The organism is Nonomuraea sp. KM90, from assembly GCF_052246675.1.
GTDB lineage: Bacteria > Actinomycetota > Actinomycetes > Streptosporangiales > Streptosporangiaceae > Nonomuraea.
On sequence record NZ_JBQQCB010000182.1, the window covers coordinates 1 to 16,720 of the forward strand.

Here is a 16,720-nt window from a genome sequence, read left to right on the forward strand (position 1 = left end):
CTGTGGCGTACGGCCTCGACCGCCCGCATGAGCTCCTCCGCGGCGGCGAGCACCTGCGCGGCCCAGCCGGCCACCATCTTGCCCTCGGAGGTGAGCGCGGAGCCGCGCGGGGTGCGCTCGATCAGGGGCAGGCCGAGGCGGCGTTCGAGCTGGACGATCCGCTTGCTCGCCGACGGCTGCGCGATGCCCGCGGCCCTGGCGGCACGCCCCAGGCTGCCCAGCTCGCCGACGTCGACGAGGAGCTTCAGCGAGTCGAGGTCGGGCAGCGCACTCATAGCCACAGGCTATGACCTCCCAGGCAAGCAGCGGCTACCGGCCGTTCCCGGCGCCCAGAAGACTGAGATCATGACCGCCGGCACGCAGCGACCCGCCATGCCACCCGCCCTGCCGCCCACCCTGCCACCCGCCCTGCCGTCCACCCTGCCATCCACCCTGCCGCCCGCCCCGGGACCCGCCGTCCTCGGGGCTTCCGCCGCCGCGACCCGCGCCCTCTGGCCCGGGCTGGCCATGGCCGCGCTGGCGGTCGCGTTCGCGCTGCTCGTCAACCGGTACGTCCCGGCGCTCAGCCCCGCCGTCGTCGCGGTCGCCTCGGGCGCGGCACTGGCGAACCTGGCCGGCGTCCGCGAGCGGTTCCTCCCCGGTCCGGCGGGCGGCGGTCGCCGGACCGGCGTGCGGGAGCGGCTCCAGCCCGGGCTGGCGTTCGCGTCCAGGCGGCTGCTGCGCGTCGCGATCGCCCTGCTCGGCCTGCAGATCGCCCTCCCCCAGGTGCTCGCGCTCGGCTGGCAGACCCTGGCCGTCGTGACGGTCGCGACGGGGCTCACGTTCGCCGTGACGCCGGCGATCGGCCGCCGGCTGGGGGTCAGCCCCGGCGCGTCCCTGCTCGTCGCGACGGGGGTGTCCATCTGCGGCGCCGCGGCCATCGCCGCCATGCGCGAGAGCACCGACCTGCCCGACGAGGACGACGCCGCCGGGGCGCTCGGGGTCGTGGTGCTGTACGGCACCGGGGCCATCGCCCTCGTGCCCCTGCTGGCATCCCTGATGCACCTGTCCCCGGCCCAGCTCGGCGCGTGGACGGGCGCCGCGGTGCACGAGGTGGCCCAGGTGGCCGCGATCGGCGCCGCCTCGGGCGTGCTGGCCGGGGCCGTGACGGTCAAGCTGGCCCGCGTGCTCCTCCTGGCGCCGCTCGTCGCCCTGACGTCGTACCGGCACCTGCACCGGCACCTGCACCGGCACCGGCCCGCCCGCGGGGCACGCCCGCCGATCGTGCCGCTGTTCGTGGCGGCGTTCCTGGCGATGGTTGCCGTGCGGGGCACCGGGCTGGTTCCGGCGGTGGTCACGGACGCGGTGCCGGTGGTCACGAACGTGCTCATGGCCGCCGCGCTGTTCGGCCTCGGCACCGGCATCGACGTGCGGAAACTGGCGAAGGGCGGCCGGGTGGTGCTGCTCGGCGGCATCGCGACGGCGATCATCGCGGCCACGTCCCTGGCGGGGGTCGCCCTCCTCGTGTGATCCTCGAGTGGACGGCCGGGCCGGGGGGCCCGTACCCTGCTCCGTTCGGAACAAATCTCGCGAAAGCCACCGTTCCGCCTAAGCAGGTCACACCACTCAAGGAGCACAAAACTCACCATGCGCAGCGCCACCGACTCCGTTCTCCAGCCGTCCGACGAGGTCGCCGAGGCCCTGGCAACCGGCGCTCCGGTCGTGGCCCTTGAGTCCACGATCATCTCCCACGGGCTGCCGCAGCCGCGCAACCTGGAGGTCGCGCGGGAGCTGGAGGGAGTCGTACGGGCCGCGGGCGCCGTGCCGGCCACGATCGCCGTGCTGGACGGCGTGCCCCGCATCGGCCTCGGCGAGGTGGAGCTGGAGCGGATCGCGACCGAGTCCGGCCTGCGCAAGCTGGGCCAGCGGGACCTGCCCGTGGCGGCGGCGCTGAAGGCGAGCGGGGCGACCACCGTGTCGGCCACGTCGTTCCTGGCCGCCCGCGCCGGGATCCGGATCTTCGCCACCGGCGGGCTGGGCGGAGTGCACCGCGGCTGGGCGGAGGACCAGGACGAGTCCGCCGACCTCGACACGCTCGCCCGTACGCGCATCACCGTCGTCTGCGCGGGCGTCAAGTCCATCCTCGACGTGCCGGCCACGCTGCAGCGGCTGGAGACGCGGGGCGTGAGCGTCGTCGGGTTCGGCACCGACACCTTCCCCGGCTTCTACCTGCACTCCTCCGGCCAGCCGATCGACTGGCGGATCGAGTCGCCCGACGAGGCCGCGGCCATCATGCGCGGCCAGGACGCGCTCGGCGGCCAGGAGACGGCGCTGATCGTGGCCAACCCCGTCCCCGTGGAGCAGCAGCTCGACCCCGAGCTGCACGACCGCGTGCTCGGCGAGGCGCTGGCCGCCGCGGAGCGCGAGGGCGTCAAGGGGCAGGCGATCACCCCGTTCCTGCTCGGCTACCTGGTGGACGGCACCTCCGGAGCCTCCCTGGAGGCGAACCTGGCCGCCGTACGCGGCAACACCGCCCTGGCCGCCCGGATCGCCGTGGCCTGGGCCCGATCGTGACCGACGGCGCCCTCCTGATCATCGGTGACGTGGTCACCGACGTGGTGGCGTTGCACGGCTCTCCGGTCATGTCCGGCACCGACACGGCCGCCGACATCGTGCTCCGCCCGGGCGGCTCCGGCGCCAACACCGCCGCGTGGGCGGCCTGCCTGGGCGCCGAGGTGCACCTGCTGGCCAAGCTCGGGTACGACAGCAGCGAGTGGCACACCACCGAACTGGTCAAGACGGGCGTGCACCCGCACGTCACCGTGGACCCCGCGCACCCCACGGCCGTCGTGATCGCGATGGTGGACAAGAGCGGCGAGCGTTCGATGCTCACCAACCGCGGCGCCGGGAGCCTGATCTCCGAAGCCGACTGGGACCCGTCCCTGCTGACCGGCGTCACCCGGCTGCACCTGTCCGGGTACGTCCTGTTCGCCGAACCCGGCCTGCGTCTGGCCAGGCGCGCCATGGCGGACGCGGCGGACGCGGGCGTCACGATCAGCATCGACCCGGCCTCCACGGGTCCGCTGCGCGAGTTCGGCGTTGAACGTTTCACCCGCGAGACGGCCCCGACCGGCCTGATCATCCCCAACCTCGACGAGGCCCTCCTCCTCAGCGGTGCCACGACGGCGGAGCGGGCGGCCGTGGTCTTGAGTGAGAGATACGGCACAGCGGTCGTGAAGCTGGGAGCGGACGGGGCGCTGGCAGCCGTGGACGGGGCGGTGGTCGCGACCGCGCCGGGGGTGTCGACCGAGGTCGTGGACTCGACCGGCGCGGGAGACGCGTTCGCCGCCGGCTACCTCGCCGCAACCTTGCGAGGCTACGGTGTACAGGCCGGATTGGAAGCAGGTTGCCGTGCTGGTGCCGAATGTGTGGCCCAGGTGGGCGGCCGTCCACGGTACGGTTTGGATCTGAACCGTCTTTACCCTATTCACACTGATTGATAGCTTGCCGCGTAGGCTGCACCATTAGCCACATGCGTTACGGGCAGCACCACGCGGCTCACTGGGGAGGATAAGGTCCGCCGATGGAAGTCGAGTCATCGATCTGCCTGAGCGACCTAGTCCCTGCGCTGCGCTGGAGCCGCCCGCAGCAGGTGGCCGAGGCGCTCGGTGATCCACGCCTGCCGGCGGGGTGGTGGCACTCCCTCTCGCTGTCCAAGGCACTCGGCACGGCCGGGCTCGACTGGATCTGCGAACGCCTGGCCCGGCTGGCCTCCTCCCGCTGGGACCACCTGCCGCTGGCCGACCTGCTGCCCGCGCTGACGGTTCACCACATCGATCCCGCGCTGCCCGGCTGGCCCGAGGCCACCCGTACGGCGATCACCGGCCTCGGCGGTTGGCAGCGGCTGCGCCGCCTGTCCCCCAGCGACCTGGGCACGCCGTCGGCCACGCCCGAGGTCGTGATCGGCTCGGTCTTCCGGGAGATCCTCGGCCGCATCCCGGCCCAGCGCGAGGCCCCCGCCGCCGCTCCGGTGGGTCATCCGGAGGTCACCCGCCCGCTGCAGCGCGGCCAGGCGCCCGGCCAGCCCGGTTCGTCCCAGGGCACGGGTCCCTTCCCGATCCAGCCCGAACGGGGCACCGGCTCGTTCCCGGTCCAGCCCCAGGGCGTGCCGCAGCCGCAGACGGGTTCCTTCGCCGCCCAGAGCGCCGCGCTGCCCGCCCCTTCCGAGCCCGCCCGCTCGGACTCCGGCCGTCCCGAGCCCACCCGTTCGGAGCCCACCCGTTCCGAGCCCACCCCTTCCGAGCCCGGCGCGCAGAGCGGCCCGTTCCCCGCCCAGCCGGACCCCACCGCGCAGCCGCACCAGACGGGCCCGTTCGCGGGGCGCGACGGCCTCCCCCAGCGCCCCGGCTCGTTCCCGCAGCCCTCGGACCCGCAACGCCAGAGCGGCGCGTTCCCGCAGCCCTCCTCCGAGGACACCCGGCAGCGCCAGACCGGCTCCTTCCCGGCACTCCCGGCGGCCGACAACGGGTCAGGACCGCGCCAGCCGGGCTCGTTCCCGTCGCCGTCCTCCGAGGACACCCGGCAGCGCCAGCCGGGCTCCTTCCCGCAGTCCTCGGACGCGCAACGCCAGAGCGGCCCGTTCCCGCAGTCCTCTCCGGACGCGACCCCGCAGCGCCAGACCGGCTCGTTCCCCGCGCAGAGCGGCTCGTTCCCGGCCCAGCCCCAGGGTGGCGGGCCGCGTCAGGGCTTCGCGGGTGAGGGCCTGCCGCAGCGCCCGGCCCCCGGCCAGTCCGAACGCCTCCCGCAGCGCCCCACGGGCCCGCAATCCGGCCGCCAGGACACCGGCTCCCTCCCCGGCAGCCCGTCCCTCCCGGGCGGCGGCCCCTCGCTCCCGGGCGGCGGCCCCGCCTCCACCCCGGCCCCGGGCGCCGGCAATCCGACGTCGAACGGCCCCCTCTCCAGCGGCGGCCCGCACACCGGCTCGTTCCCGCCCATCCCGGCCGCCGACGCCCCGAAAGGCGCTCCCGGCACGCCCGCCTTCTCGGCGCCGCCCGGCCCCGCATCCGCCCCCACCCCCTCCGACACCGACCACGCCATGGTCCGCGTCGTGGACAGCCTCTTCCGCAGCCTGGACAAGCTGGAGCTGGCGGTGGCCGTGCACCGGCTGTTCGCGGAGGACCCGGTCAGCCTGCGTACGCTCGCCCACAAGCTGCTGGTCGAGCGGGACGCGCTCTCCCAGGCCCAGCGCACCGCCGAGGAACGCATCCTGCACTGGCTGCGCTCCTCCGAGTCCGCCCCGGTCACGGGCCACATGTTCCGGCTGACCGAGTGGCTCGGCGCGGCGGCCACCGAGGATCAGCTCATCGGTGCCGACCCGGCCCACCCCGTGATGGTGCCCTCGCTGCGTACACCGCTCTGGCGCGTGCTGGTGACGCTCATGCCGGACCGCCGCCTCCAGGACGGCTGGCTCGTGGTCGGCGACATCCACGGCCTCCAGGCACGTACGCGGCAGCTCCTGGCCGCCAGCCCGCCGGACGCCGATCTCGTGGAGCTCATGGGTGAGCTGGGCATCCGCGCCCACTCGGCCAGGGCCTGGCTCGACGCCCTGCCCGCGGAGACCGGCCCGGACCCGGTGGCCTCGGCCCCGTCCCCGGCCCAGCCGCTCCCCCGGCGTACCCCGGGGGCCAACGGCCACCACCACCGAGGCGGCCAGCCCATCCCGGCGGCGACGGCGGGCTCGATCGACCCTTCCGCCGCGCTGGCCACCCTGTCCGCGCTGTCGGGCGGCCGCGCGGCGATGCTCCCCGGCAGCCTGGCGGGCACCCCGTCCACCCCGCCACCGCCGCTCCCCAGCCCGTCCTCCGACCCGCGCCGCTGGCAGCGCATCGAGGTCACGCCGGAGCACCTCAGGGGCGGCCCGGTGCCGGTGCCGGAGGGGTACGCGGCCCAGCTCGGCATGCGCCCCGGCACCCTCCTGTCGGTGACGGGCCCCGGTGACAACGCCATCGTCCTGGTCTGGCAGGGCCACCAGCCGGTCTTCGACTCACTCCAGCCGGTCCTCATGCGCCTGAACGCCCGCCCGGGCGACCAGGTCTACGTCACGGTCGACGGCTACCGCCTCGAAGCCCAACTAACCGGCTGACCCACCACCCCCGCACAGACCCCACCCGGACGGCCCAGCGTGCCGACTCAGGCCCAGCGTGCCGACTCAGGCACACGGGCCAGGGGCCGGGCTCAGCCGCATGACCCACGGTCGACTTGGGCGCATGCCCAGTCCGACTCAGCCGCACCGCGCTCATGGCCGACACCGCCCACCCGACCCGACCTCGCACCGGGAAGACGGAGGGCGGCCGAAGATGACCATCAGGCCGCACAACGGGACCCCTCAGAAGCCCTGAGGCGGGCCGAGCTGGCACGGGCCGAGCGGCACGCGGCGCTCCAGCCCGCCCGCACGCTCGAACGCGCTCTGGTCGCAGTTCGCCGCCGACAGGCCGGGGGTCGTGCGGGGCTCAACGCCTGCAGCACCGCCAGGGCCTTCAGGCGGGCGTGCCAACCCCCGGGTGCGCTACCGGCCCGTCACGGGACGGCGTCGAAGAGGCCCAGGCGGTGGGCGGTGGCGGCGGCCTCGCCTCGCGTGGCGACCCCCAGCTTGGCCAGGATGTTCGACACGTGCACGCTCACCGTCTTGATCGAGATGAACAGCGCCTCGGCGATCTCCCGGTTGCTGCGCCCGTTCGTCACCTCCCGCAGCACCTCCAGCTCCCGCGCGGTCAGCCCCAAGGGCGGCCCGTCGGGAGCCTCCTCGGAGCCGCCGATCCTGGCCCGCCGCCCGAACACGTCGAGCTGTTCCAGCATCGGCGTGGCACCGAGCTCGCGGGCGAGCTCCCGCGCCCGTGTCAGCCGAGCCGCCGCCTCCTGCCGGTCGCCCGACGCAAGCGCCGCCTGCGCCGCCCCCACCAGAGCCCGAGCCTCCGGGTACGGCTCCCGCAGCGCCGCCCAGGCCCCCGCCGCCAGATCCCATGCCTTGAACTGCCAGGCGGCCGGCTCGCCGGTGTCCTCCACCGGCCCGGTCAGCGCCGTGAACGTGAGCTGGTGCGCCCGCTGCAGATCGCCCTGGACCTCGAGCTTCTGCGCGATCACCCGGAGCCGCGGCAACAGCGACAGCGCGAGCCGCGCGAGCGGCCCGAGCCCCCCACCGCCCGAAGCGGCGGCCGTGTCCACCGGATGGCCCCCGCCGCCCGGAGCGGCCACCGTGTCCACCCGATGACCCCCGCTGCCCGAAGCGGCCCCACGCGCCGAACCCTCCAGACCTCCAGCGGCGGCCTCACCCGACAAACCGCCCGTACCGCCTGAACCGCGCGAAGCGGCCTCGCCGCCCGCAGGACCGTCCCCGCCGGACAGCGCGGGTGCCGCCAGGGCCGCCAGTAGCTGGCCCGAGGGCACCACGGCCCAGATGAGCCGCGCGAACGTCACCAGCACCGGCCACGAGTAGCGCGGAGAGACCAGCAGGTCGTGCTCCTCCAGCGCCCGCGCCGCCGCCTCCACCGCCTCGCCCATCTGGCCCCGCGCGTGCAGCAGCGCGACCTCCCTGCACAGGTGCGGCAACACCGTCTGATCGCGGAAGGTCCCCCGGGACAGCACGCTGCGCGACGCCGCCAGCAGCTTCTCCGCCCGGTCGAACTGCCCGCGCGCCAGCGCGATGTCGGCGGCGAACCCCTGCAGGCTCGCCCGGTAGGGTGCCGGCGGTGCGAGGTCGAGCGCGTGCTCGACCACCTGGAGCGCCTCGTCCCAGCGCCCGAGCGAGACCAGCGGCTCGGCCAGGTTGATCGACAGGAACGTGCCGGACGTGCGGGCCAGGCCGTATTGCCCGGCCTCCTCGACGCCTTCACGGGCCACCTGCGCGGCCCGCTCGTGCCGGCCCGCGCCCTCCAGCGCGTCGGACTCGGAGATCGCGCAGCGCATCAGCGCGTTGTACGCCTCGTCGCGGACGGCGATGCGGCGCGCCTCCGCGAACCTCTCCATCTCCAGCTCGATCTCGGTGTAACAGGTGTGCCCCCAGGTGAGGCTGATCAGTGCGTGGGCCTCGACGTTGGCGTCGCCCACCGCGTGCCCGATCTCCATCGCCAGCCGGGCCGTGGCGCTCCGCTCCGGCCGGTCCTCGGGCCGGTGGAGCATGCGTGACAGGGTCTCCAGCACCTGGCCGCGGAGTTTGAGCTGGTCGTCGGGCACCAGCGCGGCCGCCAGGCGCAGGTCGTCGAGGAAGCCGGGGCGGCTCAGGTCGTAGCGGGTCAGGCCGCGCTGGCGCAGCACCGTGGCCGCCCTGATCGGGTCGGCGTCGTGGTCGAGCTCGTCGAGGGCGGCGCTGGCCAGGGCGATGCTGCGCTCGTATTCGCCGGCCAGGTGGGCGACCGTGGCCGTCTGCCTGAGCACGTCGATCCGGTCGCGGCCGATGCGCTCGACCGCGTCGGGCACCTGGTCCCACAGCTCCAGCACCCTGGACAACATCCGGAGCTGCTCGTCGTAGGCGGTGGACTTGCGGGCGGCGGCCGCCGCGCGCCAGGCGCTGACCAGCGCCCAGGTGGAGTTGTGGGCGGAGTGCCAGTGGTGGGCCAGCTCGATCGCGCCGCGCGGGGCGGGCAGGATCGACAGGTCGTGCTCCAGGGCCTCGGCGTAGCGGGTGTGCAGCCGGGTGTGCTCGCCGGGCAGCAGGTCGTCGTGGAGCGACTCGCGGATGAGCGCGTGCCGGAAGCCGTAGCCCTCGCCGTCGACCACCAGCACGTTGCCCGCCACGGCGGGCCGCAGCGCGCGGGACAGCGCGGACTCGTCGAGCCCGGCCACGGCGCTGAGCAGGTCGTGCTCGATGCGCTGCCCGCCGGCGCTGGCCACGCGCAGCAGCTCCTGCGTCTCCTCCGGCAGCCGCTCGACGCTGGCCAGCAGCAGGTCGCGCAGGGACTCGGGCAGCGCCTCGCCACCGCCCGCCTCGCTGAGCAGCGCCTCGACGAACAGCGGGTTGCCCTCGCTGCGCGCGTAGATCAGGTCCATGTCCCCGGGGGACGGCTCGTGCTCCAGGATCCCGGCCGCGAGGGCCACGGCCTCCCTGCGGGTGAGCCTGCGCAGCTCGACCCTGGTCACCCACTCGACCCGGCCCAGCTCGGCGAGCAACGGCCGCAGCGGGTGGGTGCGGTGCAGCTCGTCGGTGCGGTAGGTCACGACGATGAGCAGCCGGGCCGCGGTGCGCTGGTAGCGGACGAGGAACGTCAGCAGGTCGCGGGTGGAGCGGTCGGCCCAGTGGGCGTCCTCCACGATCAGCACGACGGGACGCTCCTCGGCCAGCCGCTCCAGCAGCCCGAGCACCTGCTCGAACAGCCGCGCCCTGGCCTCGGCCCCCTCCTTGCCCGGCTCCCCGAACTCGGGCAGCAGCCGCCCCAGCCCGCCCGCGTTGCCGCCCGGCACGAGCGCGGCGACGCCGTCGCGGCCCAGCTCGCGCACGAGCCCGCGCAGCACGGCGGTGAACGGCGCGAACGGCAGGCCCTCCGTGCCCAGCTCCAGGCAGCCGCCGACGAGCACCAGCGCGTCGCCGGCCCGGTGGCCGGTGAACTCGTTGACCAGCCGGGTCTTGCCGACCCCGGCCTCACCGCCGACGAGCACGGTGGACGACACCCCTGCACGCGCTCTGGCCAGGGCGTCCCCGAGAGCGGCGAGCTCGCGGGCACGCCCCACGAACAAGGGGCTCACGGCGTGGATACTCACGCCCCAAGGATGCCATCCCCCGCCGACAGAACCGCCCGCCGCCCGGCGCGCACGGCCGGGTGGGATGGAGGGGCGATCAGCGGTGACGGCCCGCGCAGGGGCTCAGCGCAGGACCTTGCGGAAAAATGTGGCCGACGCCTCGTAGCCGAGCGCGTGGTAGAACTCCGGCGCCCGCCGCGTCGCCATCGCCACGTAGCCGGCCTCGCGCGTGCGGGCCCACCGCTCGAACTCCTCCAGCAGGGACCGGCCGATCCCCTGCCGGCGCAGCCCGGACTGGACCATGGCCTCCTCCACCCAGGCGACCGGCCCGTTGGCGAACAGCGTCAGATGGACGAACCCGAGCAGGTAACCGTGCACCCGCCCGCCCACGACGGCAGCGAGCAGCAGGGCGTCGTCGTTCGCCAGGAGCGCGGGCAGGGCGGCGTCGAATGCCTCGCGCTCGGGCCTGAACGTCAGCCCGAACTCGCGGGCCAGCGCGAACACCGCGTCCGCGTCCGCCTTCTCCGCCCTCCTGATCAGAAGATCGTCAGCCGTCATGACCAACGACACTAGATCGTCCCGCGCCACCGGCGCAAACTTCGCTCACAGGTCACCGAGCCCGAGCTGACGTGCGATGAGCATGCGCTGCACCTCGCTGGTGCCCTCGCCGATCTCCAGGACCTTGGCGTCGCGGTAGAAGCGGGCGACGGGGAACTCGTTCATGAACCCGTACCCGCCGAACACCTGCGTCGCGTCCCGCGAGTTGTCCATCGCCGCGTTGGAGGAGACCAGCTTGGCGATCGCCGCCTCCTTCTTGAACGGCAGCCCGGCCAGCATCCGCTCCGCCGCGTGGTAGTAGGCCAGGCGCGCGGTGTGGGCGCGGGCCTCCATGTCCGCGATCTTGAACTGGATGGCCTGGTAGTGGCCGATCGGGTGGCCGAACGCCCTGCGCTCCCGGACGTACTTGAGGCATTCGTCCACGCAGCCCTGCGCGAGCCCCACGCTGAGCGCGGCGATCGCGACGCGGCCCTCGTCGAGGGTCTGCAGGAACTGGGCGTAGCCGCGGCCGCGCTCGCCCAGGAGGTTCTCCGCCGGTACGCGGCAGTCGGAGAAGGACAGCTCGCGGGTGTCGGAGGCGTTCCAGCCGACCTTGGAGTACTTCTTCGAGACCGTGAACCCGGGCGTGCCGCTCGGCACGAGGATCGTGGAGATCTCGCGCTCGCCGGTGAGCGCGGCCACGCCGACGACCCCCGTGATGCGGGTGCCGGAGTTCGTGATGAACGCCTTCGTACCGTTGATCACCCATTCGCCGCCGTCGAGCACGGCCGTGCTGCGCATCCCGCCCGGCACGTCGGAGCCGCCGCCCGGCTCCGTCAGGCCGAACGCGCCCAGCATCTCCCCCGAGGCCAGCTTGGGCAGCCAGGTCGCGCGCTGCTCCTCGGTGCCGAACCTGAGGATCGGCATCGCGCCCAGCGACACCGCCGCCTCCAGCGTGATCGACACGCTGGAGTCGACGCGGGCCAGCTCCTCCAGGGCCAGGCAGAGGGCGAAGTAGTCGCCGCCCATCCCGCCGTACTCCTCGGGGATGGGCAGCCCGAACAGCCCCATCGCGCCCATCTGCCGCACGATGTCGTACGGGAACTCCTCGCGCTCGTAGAAGTCGCCGATCATCGGCGCGACCACCTCGCGCGAGAAGGCCTCGACCGTCTTGCGCAACTCTTCGTACTCGTCCTTGAGCATGTCAGCCTTTCGAAAGCGCCTGTACGACGCGGGACGGACTGGGGCGGCCGAGCAGCTCCGCCAGCCAGGTGCTGGTGGACACGAGCTTGCCCAGGTCGAGCCCCGTCTCGATGCCGAGCCCACGCAGCATCCAGACCAGGTCCTCGGTGGCGAGGTTGCCGGTGGCGGACTCGGCGTAGGGGCAGCCGCCGATGCCTCCGGTGGAGGCGTCGACCGTGGTCACACCCGCTCTCAACGCGGCCAGGGTGTTGGCGAGCGCCTGGCCGTAGGTGTCGTGGAAGTGGACGGCGAGCCGGTCCGGCCGGCGGAAGGCCCCGATCAGGGCCGTCACGTGACCCGGCGTGCCGACGCCGATGGTGTCGCCGAGCGAGAGCTCGTAGCAGCCGAGCCCGAGCAGCCGCTCCCCGACCGAGACCACCTGCGCGATCGGCGTCGGCCCCTCCCAGGGGTCGCCGAAGCACATCGACACGTACGCCCGGACCTTCATCCCGTTGTCCAGCGCCCTGGCCACGACCGGCTCGAACATGTCGAACTGGCTCTCCAGGCTCCGGTTCAGGTTCTTCGCGGCGAACGTCTCGGTGGCGCTGGCGAAGATCGCGATCTCGTCCACGCCCAGGTCGAGCGCGCGGTCGAGGCCGCGCGGGTTCGGCACCAGCACGGGGTAGCGCACGCCCGGTCTCCGGTGCAGCCTGGTCAGCAGCTCGTCGGCGTCGGCGAGCTGCGGCACCCATCTGGGGTGCACGAAGCTGGTCGACTCGATGATCTTGTGACCGGCGTCCGCGAGCCGGTCGATGAACTCGGCCTTCACCTCGACGGGCACGACCGAGGACTCGTTCTGCAGCCCGTCGCGCGGGCCCACCTCGTAGATCGTGACCTGCTGCGGAAGACCTTGCACGGGGTACGGCATCACGCCTCCTCTGTGCCGACGATGGGGCCGACCATTGGGCCGGCCACTGGGGTGACCACTGGGGTGACCACTGGGGTGACCACTGGGGTGACCACGGCCAGGACGGCGTCCATGTCGACCGGCCGGCCCGCCTGCACGGGCAGCTCGGCGACGACGCCGTCGCACGGGGCGGTGACCGTGTGCTCCATCTTCATGGCCTCCACGATGACCAGCGGCTGCCCCTTGCTCACCCGCTCGCCGGGCTGCGCCTTGACCACCAGCACCGTGCCGGGCATGGGGCTCCTGACCACGCCGTCGCCCGCCGCCGCGGCGCCGGCCCGGTCGCCCGGGTCGCCGATGAGGTGCCGGGTGAACGACCAGGAGGCGCCGTCCTTGCCCAGCCAGAGGGTGTCGGAGCGGCGCGCCCAGAGGTAGCGCTCGGTGCGCCCGCCGATGGTGACGACCAGCTCGGCACCCCCGGCGGGGCCGCCGTCGAGCCGGATGTGGGCCGCCACCGCCGTACCGTTCAGCCGGACCTCGGCGGATTCCTCGGGCAGCCCGCGCACGTGGACCGCGTGCACGCCGTCCCGCGACTCCAGCCGCCACGTCGTCCACGCCCGCTCCCCGAGCCGCCACCCGTCGGTGACCTCCCAGGGGTCGTCGCCGCGCGGCAAGGCGTGGAAGACGAGCCCAGCCGCCGCGAGCACCTCCTCGGGCACCTGCACGCCCGGCACCAGCTCGGGCAGCGCCCGCTCGACCAGGCCCGTGTCCAGCTCGCCCGCCCGCACGGCCGGGTGCGCGGCCAGCGCCCGCAGGAACGGGACGTTGGTGACCACGCCCAGGACGGCCGTGCGGGCGAGCGCCCGGTCCAGCGTCCTGAGCGCCGAGGCCCGATCGGGACCCCAGGCGACGACCTTCGACAACATCGGGTCGAACTCGCTGCCCACGACCCCGCCCTCGACCAGCCCGGAGTCGACCCGGACGTCCCGCGGCTCCCGGAGCGCCAGGATCCGGCCGCCGCTGGGCAGGAAGCCGCGCTCGGGGTCCTCGGCGTACACGCGGGCCTCCACCGCGTGCCCGTCGAGCCGCACGTCCTCCTGCGCGAACGGCAACCGCTCGCCCGCCGCCACCCTGAGCTGCAGCTCCACCAGGTCGAGCCCGGTGACGAGCTCCGTGACGGGGTGCTCGACCTGCAGCCGGGTGTTCATCTCCATGAAGTGGTAGGCCCCGGTCGTGCCGTCCACGATGAACTCGACCGTGCCCGCCCCCACGTACCCGACCGAGCGGGCGGCCTCCACCGCCGCCGCCCCCATGCGGGCGCGCGTCTCGGGGCTCACGAACGGGGAGGGCGCCTCCTCGATGATCTTCTGGTGCCTGCGCTGCAGGCTGCACTCGCGCTCGCCCAGGTGGACGACGTTCCCGTGGGTGTCGGCCAGGACCTGGATCTCGATGTGGCGCGGGTTCTCGACGTAGCGCTCGATCAGCAGCGTCCCGTCCCCGAACGCCGCCGTCGCCGTACGCCGGGCCGATTCGAGCGCGTCGGGCAGCTCGGCGGCCGACCGCACGAGCACCATGCCCTTGCCCCCGCCCCCGGCGGACGGCTTGATCAGCGCCGGGAAGTCCCTCCACCCCGCCAGCCCGGGCTCGGTCCCGCCGGGCACCACGGGCACCCCGGCGGCCGACACCGTGGCCTTGGCGCGGATCTTGTCGCCCATCGCGTCGATGGCCTCGGCCGGCGGGCCGACGAACACCAGCCCGGCCTCCGCGCAGCGGCGCGCGAACGCGCCGTTCTCCGCGAGGAACCCGTACCCGGGATGTACGGCCTGCGCCCCCGAATCCCGAGCCGCCCCAACAATCGCCTCAATATCCAGATATTTCGGCACCTGGAGAGCAACGTCGGCTTCGAGCACATGCCGGGCACCCGCGTCGGACGGCGTGTGCACGGCCACGGACGTGATGCCGAGCCCGCGCAGCGTGCGCGCGATCCGTACGGCGATCTCGCCCCTGTTGGCGATCAGAACACGGTCGAACACATGCCTCACATCCGGAAGACGCCGAAACCGGCGGGCTCGAGCGGGGCGTTGGCCGCCGCGGACAGCGCCAGGCCCAGGACGGTACGGGTGTCGAGCGGGTCGATCACGCCGTCGTCCCAGAGCCTGGCCGTGGAGTAGTAGGGGTTGCCCTGGTGCTCGTACTGGGCCCTGATCGCCTCGGGGTCGGCGTCGCCGACGGTGGTGAGCACGTTCGCGGCCTGCTCGCCGCCCATGACCGAGATGCGGGCGTTCGGCCACATCCACAGGAACCTGGGAGAGTACGCCCGCCCGGCCATCGCGTAGTTCCCGGCCCCGAACGACCCCCCGATCACCACCGTGAACTTGGGCACCCGTGCGCACGACACGGCCGTCACCATCTTGGCCCCGTGCTTGGCGATGCCGCCCGCCTCGTAGGCCTTGCCGACCATGAAGCCGCTGATGTTCTGCAGGAAGACGAGGGGGATGCGGCGCTGGTCGCACAGCTCGATGAAGTGCGCGCCCTTCATCGCCGACTCGCTGAACAGGATGCCGTTGTTAGCCAGGATCCCCACCGGGTGGCCGTGCACGTGGGCGAACCCGGTCACCAGCGTCGACCCGTACTCGGCCTTGAACTCCAGGAACCGCGACCCGTCCACGATCCTGGCGATCACCTCGCGCACGTCGTAGGGCTGGCGGGTGTCGGCGGGCACGATCCCGTACAGGTCGCGCGGGTCGTGCCGGGGCGGCTCGGGCCGGACGGTCTCCCACGGGCGCGGGGCGCGCGGGGCCAGCGTGGAGACGATGTCGCGGACGATGGCCAGCGCGTGCGCGTCGTCCTCGGCCAGGTGGTCGGTGACGCCGCTGACGCGCGAGTGCAGGTCGCCGCCGCCGAGCTCCTCGGCCGTGACCTCCTCGCCGGTGGCCGCCTTCACCAGCGGCGGGCCGCCCAGGAAGATCGTGCCCTGGCCGCGCACGATGACCGCCTCGTCGCTCATCGCGGGCACGTACGCGCCGCCGGCCGTGCAGGAGCCGAGCACGGCGGCGATCTGCGGGATGCCGCGCGCGGACATCGTGGCCTGGTTGTAGAAGATGCGGCCGAAGTGCTCGCGGTCCGGGAACACCTCGTCCTGCCTGGGCAGGAACGCTCCACCGGAGTCCACGAGGTAGACGCAGGGCAGGTGGTTGTGCAGGGCCACCTCCTGCGCGCGCAGGTGCTTCTTGACGGTGACCGGGTAGTAGGTGCCGCCCTTGACGGTGGCGTCGTTGGCCACGACCACGCACTCGCGGCCCGAGACCCGGCCGACGCCCGTGATGATGCCCGCGGCGGGCGCCTGGTCGTCGTACAGGCCGTTCGCGGCCAGCGGCGACAGCTCAAGGAAGCGGGAGCCCGGGTCGAGCAGGCCGTCCACGCGGTCGCGCGGCAGCAGCTTGCCGCGCTCGACGTGCCGCTTGCGCGACCGCTCGGGACCGCCGAGCGCGGCGGTCGCCAGGCGCTCCAGCAGCTCGGCGGCGAGCCGCTCGTTGAGCTCGGCGTTGCTCTTGTACGCCTCGCTCGCCGGCTCGGCGGCCGACTTCAGGACCGGCCAGTCGCTGCTCATGAGTCCCCTCTCATGGCACGGATGTTAGTCATCATTAACGTAACCGTCTAGCATGTGAGACGTGACCACCGCCTCCACCACACCTACCCGTAATCGGCGCAACAGGCGCGCGGAGATCCTGGACGCGGCCGCCCGGCTGTTCGCCGCCCGCGGCTTCCACGGGGTCTCCATCGAGGACATCGGCGGCGCGGTCGGCGTCTCGGGGCCCGCCCTCTACCGGCACTTCGACGGCAAGGACGCGTTGCTGTCGGAGATGCTGCTGGACGTCAGCTCGCGGCTGCGCGAGTCGGCCGTGGCGGTCGTCACCTCCGCGCCCGGCCCGAAGGAGGCGCTGGACGCGCTGCTCAACGTGCAGATCACGTTCGCGATCGAGCAGCCGGCGCTGATCACGGTGCACGACCGGGAGCTGGGCAACGTGCCCGAGCCGCAGCGCAGGCAGATCAGGCGGCTGCAGCGGCTCTACGTCGAGGAGTGGGTGACGGTGCTGGCCGAGCTGCATCCAGCGTGCCCGGCGGCGCGGCTGCGCGCGGCCACGCACGCCGTTTTCGGGCTGCTCAACTCGACGCCGCACAGCGCCGGGGAGCTGCCCGCGCAGGACATGCGGCCGCTGCTGCACGCGATGGCCCGGGCGGCCGTGGACGCCTCTGTTAACCTCGGGTATTCACCGCTGAAGCGCTTTGAAGATCGGTAGATGCAAGGAAGGTGCCTCCGACCTGCGATGATCGGATTGCCTAGATCACGAAATCGCAGAGAACGGATGCACCTTCAGGGTGAAC

12 protein-coding genes are annotated in these 16,720 nt (G+C 73.6%); 5 read left to right on the forward strand and 7 right to left on the reverse strand.

The window, feature by feature from the left end:
• A partial coding sequence (locus ACTWPW_RS58830; protein WP_443174198.1) for a LysR family transcriptional regulator occupies window positions 1-275 on the reverse strand: 275 nt, incomplete at its 3' end.
• A gap of 70 nt (window positions 276-345) precedes the next feature.
• Between ACTWPW_RS58830 and ACTWPW_RS58835 the strand changes: the two genes are divergently transcribed.
• The 4 genes from ACTWPW_RS58835 to ACTWPW_RS58850 all read left to right on the forward strand — a co-directional run bounded on the left by ACTWPW_RS58835 (window position 346) and on the right by ACTWPW_RS58850 (window position 6,121).
• On the forward strand, window positions 346-1,509 hold the full coding sequence (locus tag ACTWPW_RS58835; protein ID WP_443174199.1) for a YeiH family protein: 1,164 nt from the start codon (window positions 346-348) through the stop codon (window positions 1,507-1,509).
• Between the two features lie 117 nt (window positions 1,510-1,626).
• Window positions 1,627-2,553, forward strand: a complete 927-nt coding sequence (locus tag ACTWPW_RS58840; protein WP_375118832.1) for a pseudouridine-5'-phosphate glycosidase — start codon at window positions 1,627-1,629, stop codon at window positions 2,551-2,553.
• Entirely contained in the window at window positions 2,550-3,479 is a 930-nt protein-coding gene (locus tag ACTWPW_RS58845) for a carbohydrate kinase family protein (protein ID WP_375118831.1), read from the forward strand. Before ACTWPW_RS58840 ends, ACTWPW_RS58845 begins: the two co-directional genes overlap by 4 nt.
• 83 nt (window positions 3,480-3,562) lie before the next feature.
• A complete protein-coding gene (locus ACTWPW_RS58850) occupies window positions 3,563-6,121 on the forward strand; it encodes a hypothetical protein (protein WP_443174200.1) in 2,559 nt (852 codons plus the stop codon).
• A gap of 434 nt (window positions 6,122-6,555) precedes the next feature.
• On the opposite strand, the gene ACTWPW_RS58855 is transcribed toward ACTWPW_RS58850, so the two are convergent.
• The 6 genes from ACTWPW_RS58855 to ACTWPW_RS58880 form a co-directional block, all read right to left on the reverse strand.
• Window positions 6,556-9,729: a helix-turn-helix transcriptional regulator gene (locus tag ACTWPW_RS58855; protein WP_443174201.1), complete on the reverse strand. Its 3,174-nt coding sequence runs from the start codon at window positions 9,727-9,729 to the stop codon at window positions 6,556-6,558.
• A gap of 102 nt (window positions 9,730-9,831) precedes the next feature.
• Window positions 9,832-10,266 (reverse strand): GNAT family N-acetyltransferase, encoded by a 435-nt coding sequence (locus ACTWPW_RS58860; protein WP_375118828.1) that lies wholly within the window; start codon window positions 10,264-10,266, stop codon window positions 9,832-9,834.
• Window positions 10,267-10,311: 45 nt separating this feature from the next.
• Window positions 10,312-11,448: an acyl-CoA dehydrogenase family protein gene (locus ACTWPW_RS58865; RefSeq protein ID WP_443174202.1), complete on the reverse strand. Its 1,137-nt coding sequence runs from the start codon at window positions 11,446-11,448 to the stop codon at window positions 10,312-10,314.
• 1 nt (window position 11,449) lies between these two features.
• On the reverse strand, window positions 11,450-12,355 hold the full coding sequence (locus ACTWPW_RS58870; RefSeq protein WP_364117564.1) for a hydroxymethylglutaryl-CoA lyase: 906 nt from the start codon (window positions 12,353-12,355) through the stop codon (window positions 11,450-11,452).
• Window positions 12,355-14,367 carry an acetyl/propionyl/methylcrotonyl-CoA carboxylase subunit alpha gene (locus ACTWPW_RS58875; RefSeq protein ID WP_443174203.1) on the reverse strand — a complete coding sequence of 671 codons (2,013 nt, stop codon included), beginning with the start codon at window positions 14,365-14,367 and terminating at the stop codon, window positions 12,355-12,357. Before ACTWPW_RS58875 ends, ACTWPW_RS58870 begins: the two co-directional genes overlap by 1 nt.
• A 5-nt stretch (window positions 14,368-14,372) precedes the next feature.
• A complete protein-coding gene (locus ACTWPW_RS58880) occupies window positions 14,373-15,944 on the reverse strand; it encodes a carboxyl transferase domain-containing protein (RefSeq protein ID WP_364117560.1) in 1,572 nt (523 codons plus the stop codon).
• Between the two features lie 61 nt (window positions 15,945-16,005).
• On the opposite strand from ACTWPW_RS58880, the gene ACTWPW_RS58885 reads away from it, so the two are divergent.
• Window positions 16,006-16,635 carry an SACE_7040 family transcriptional regulator gene (locus tag ACTWPW_RS58885; protein ID WP_443174204.1) on the forward strand — a complete coding sequence of 210 codons (630 nt, stop codon included), beginning with the start codon at window positions 16,006-16,008 and terminating at the stop codon, window positions 16,633-16,635.
• Window positions 16,636-16,720 lie beyond the last annotated feature (85 nt).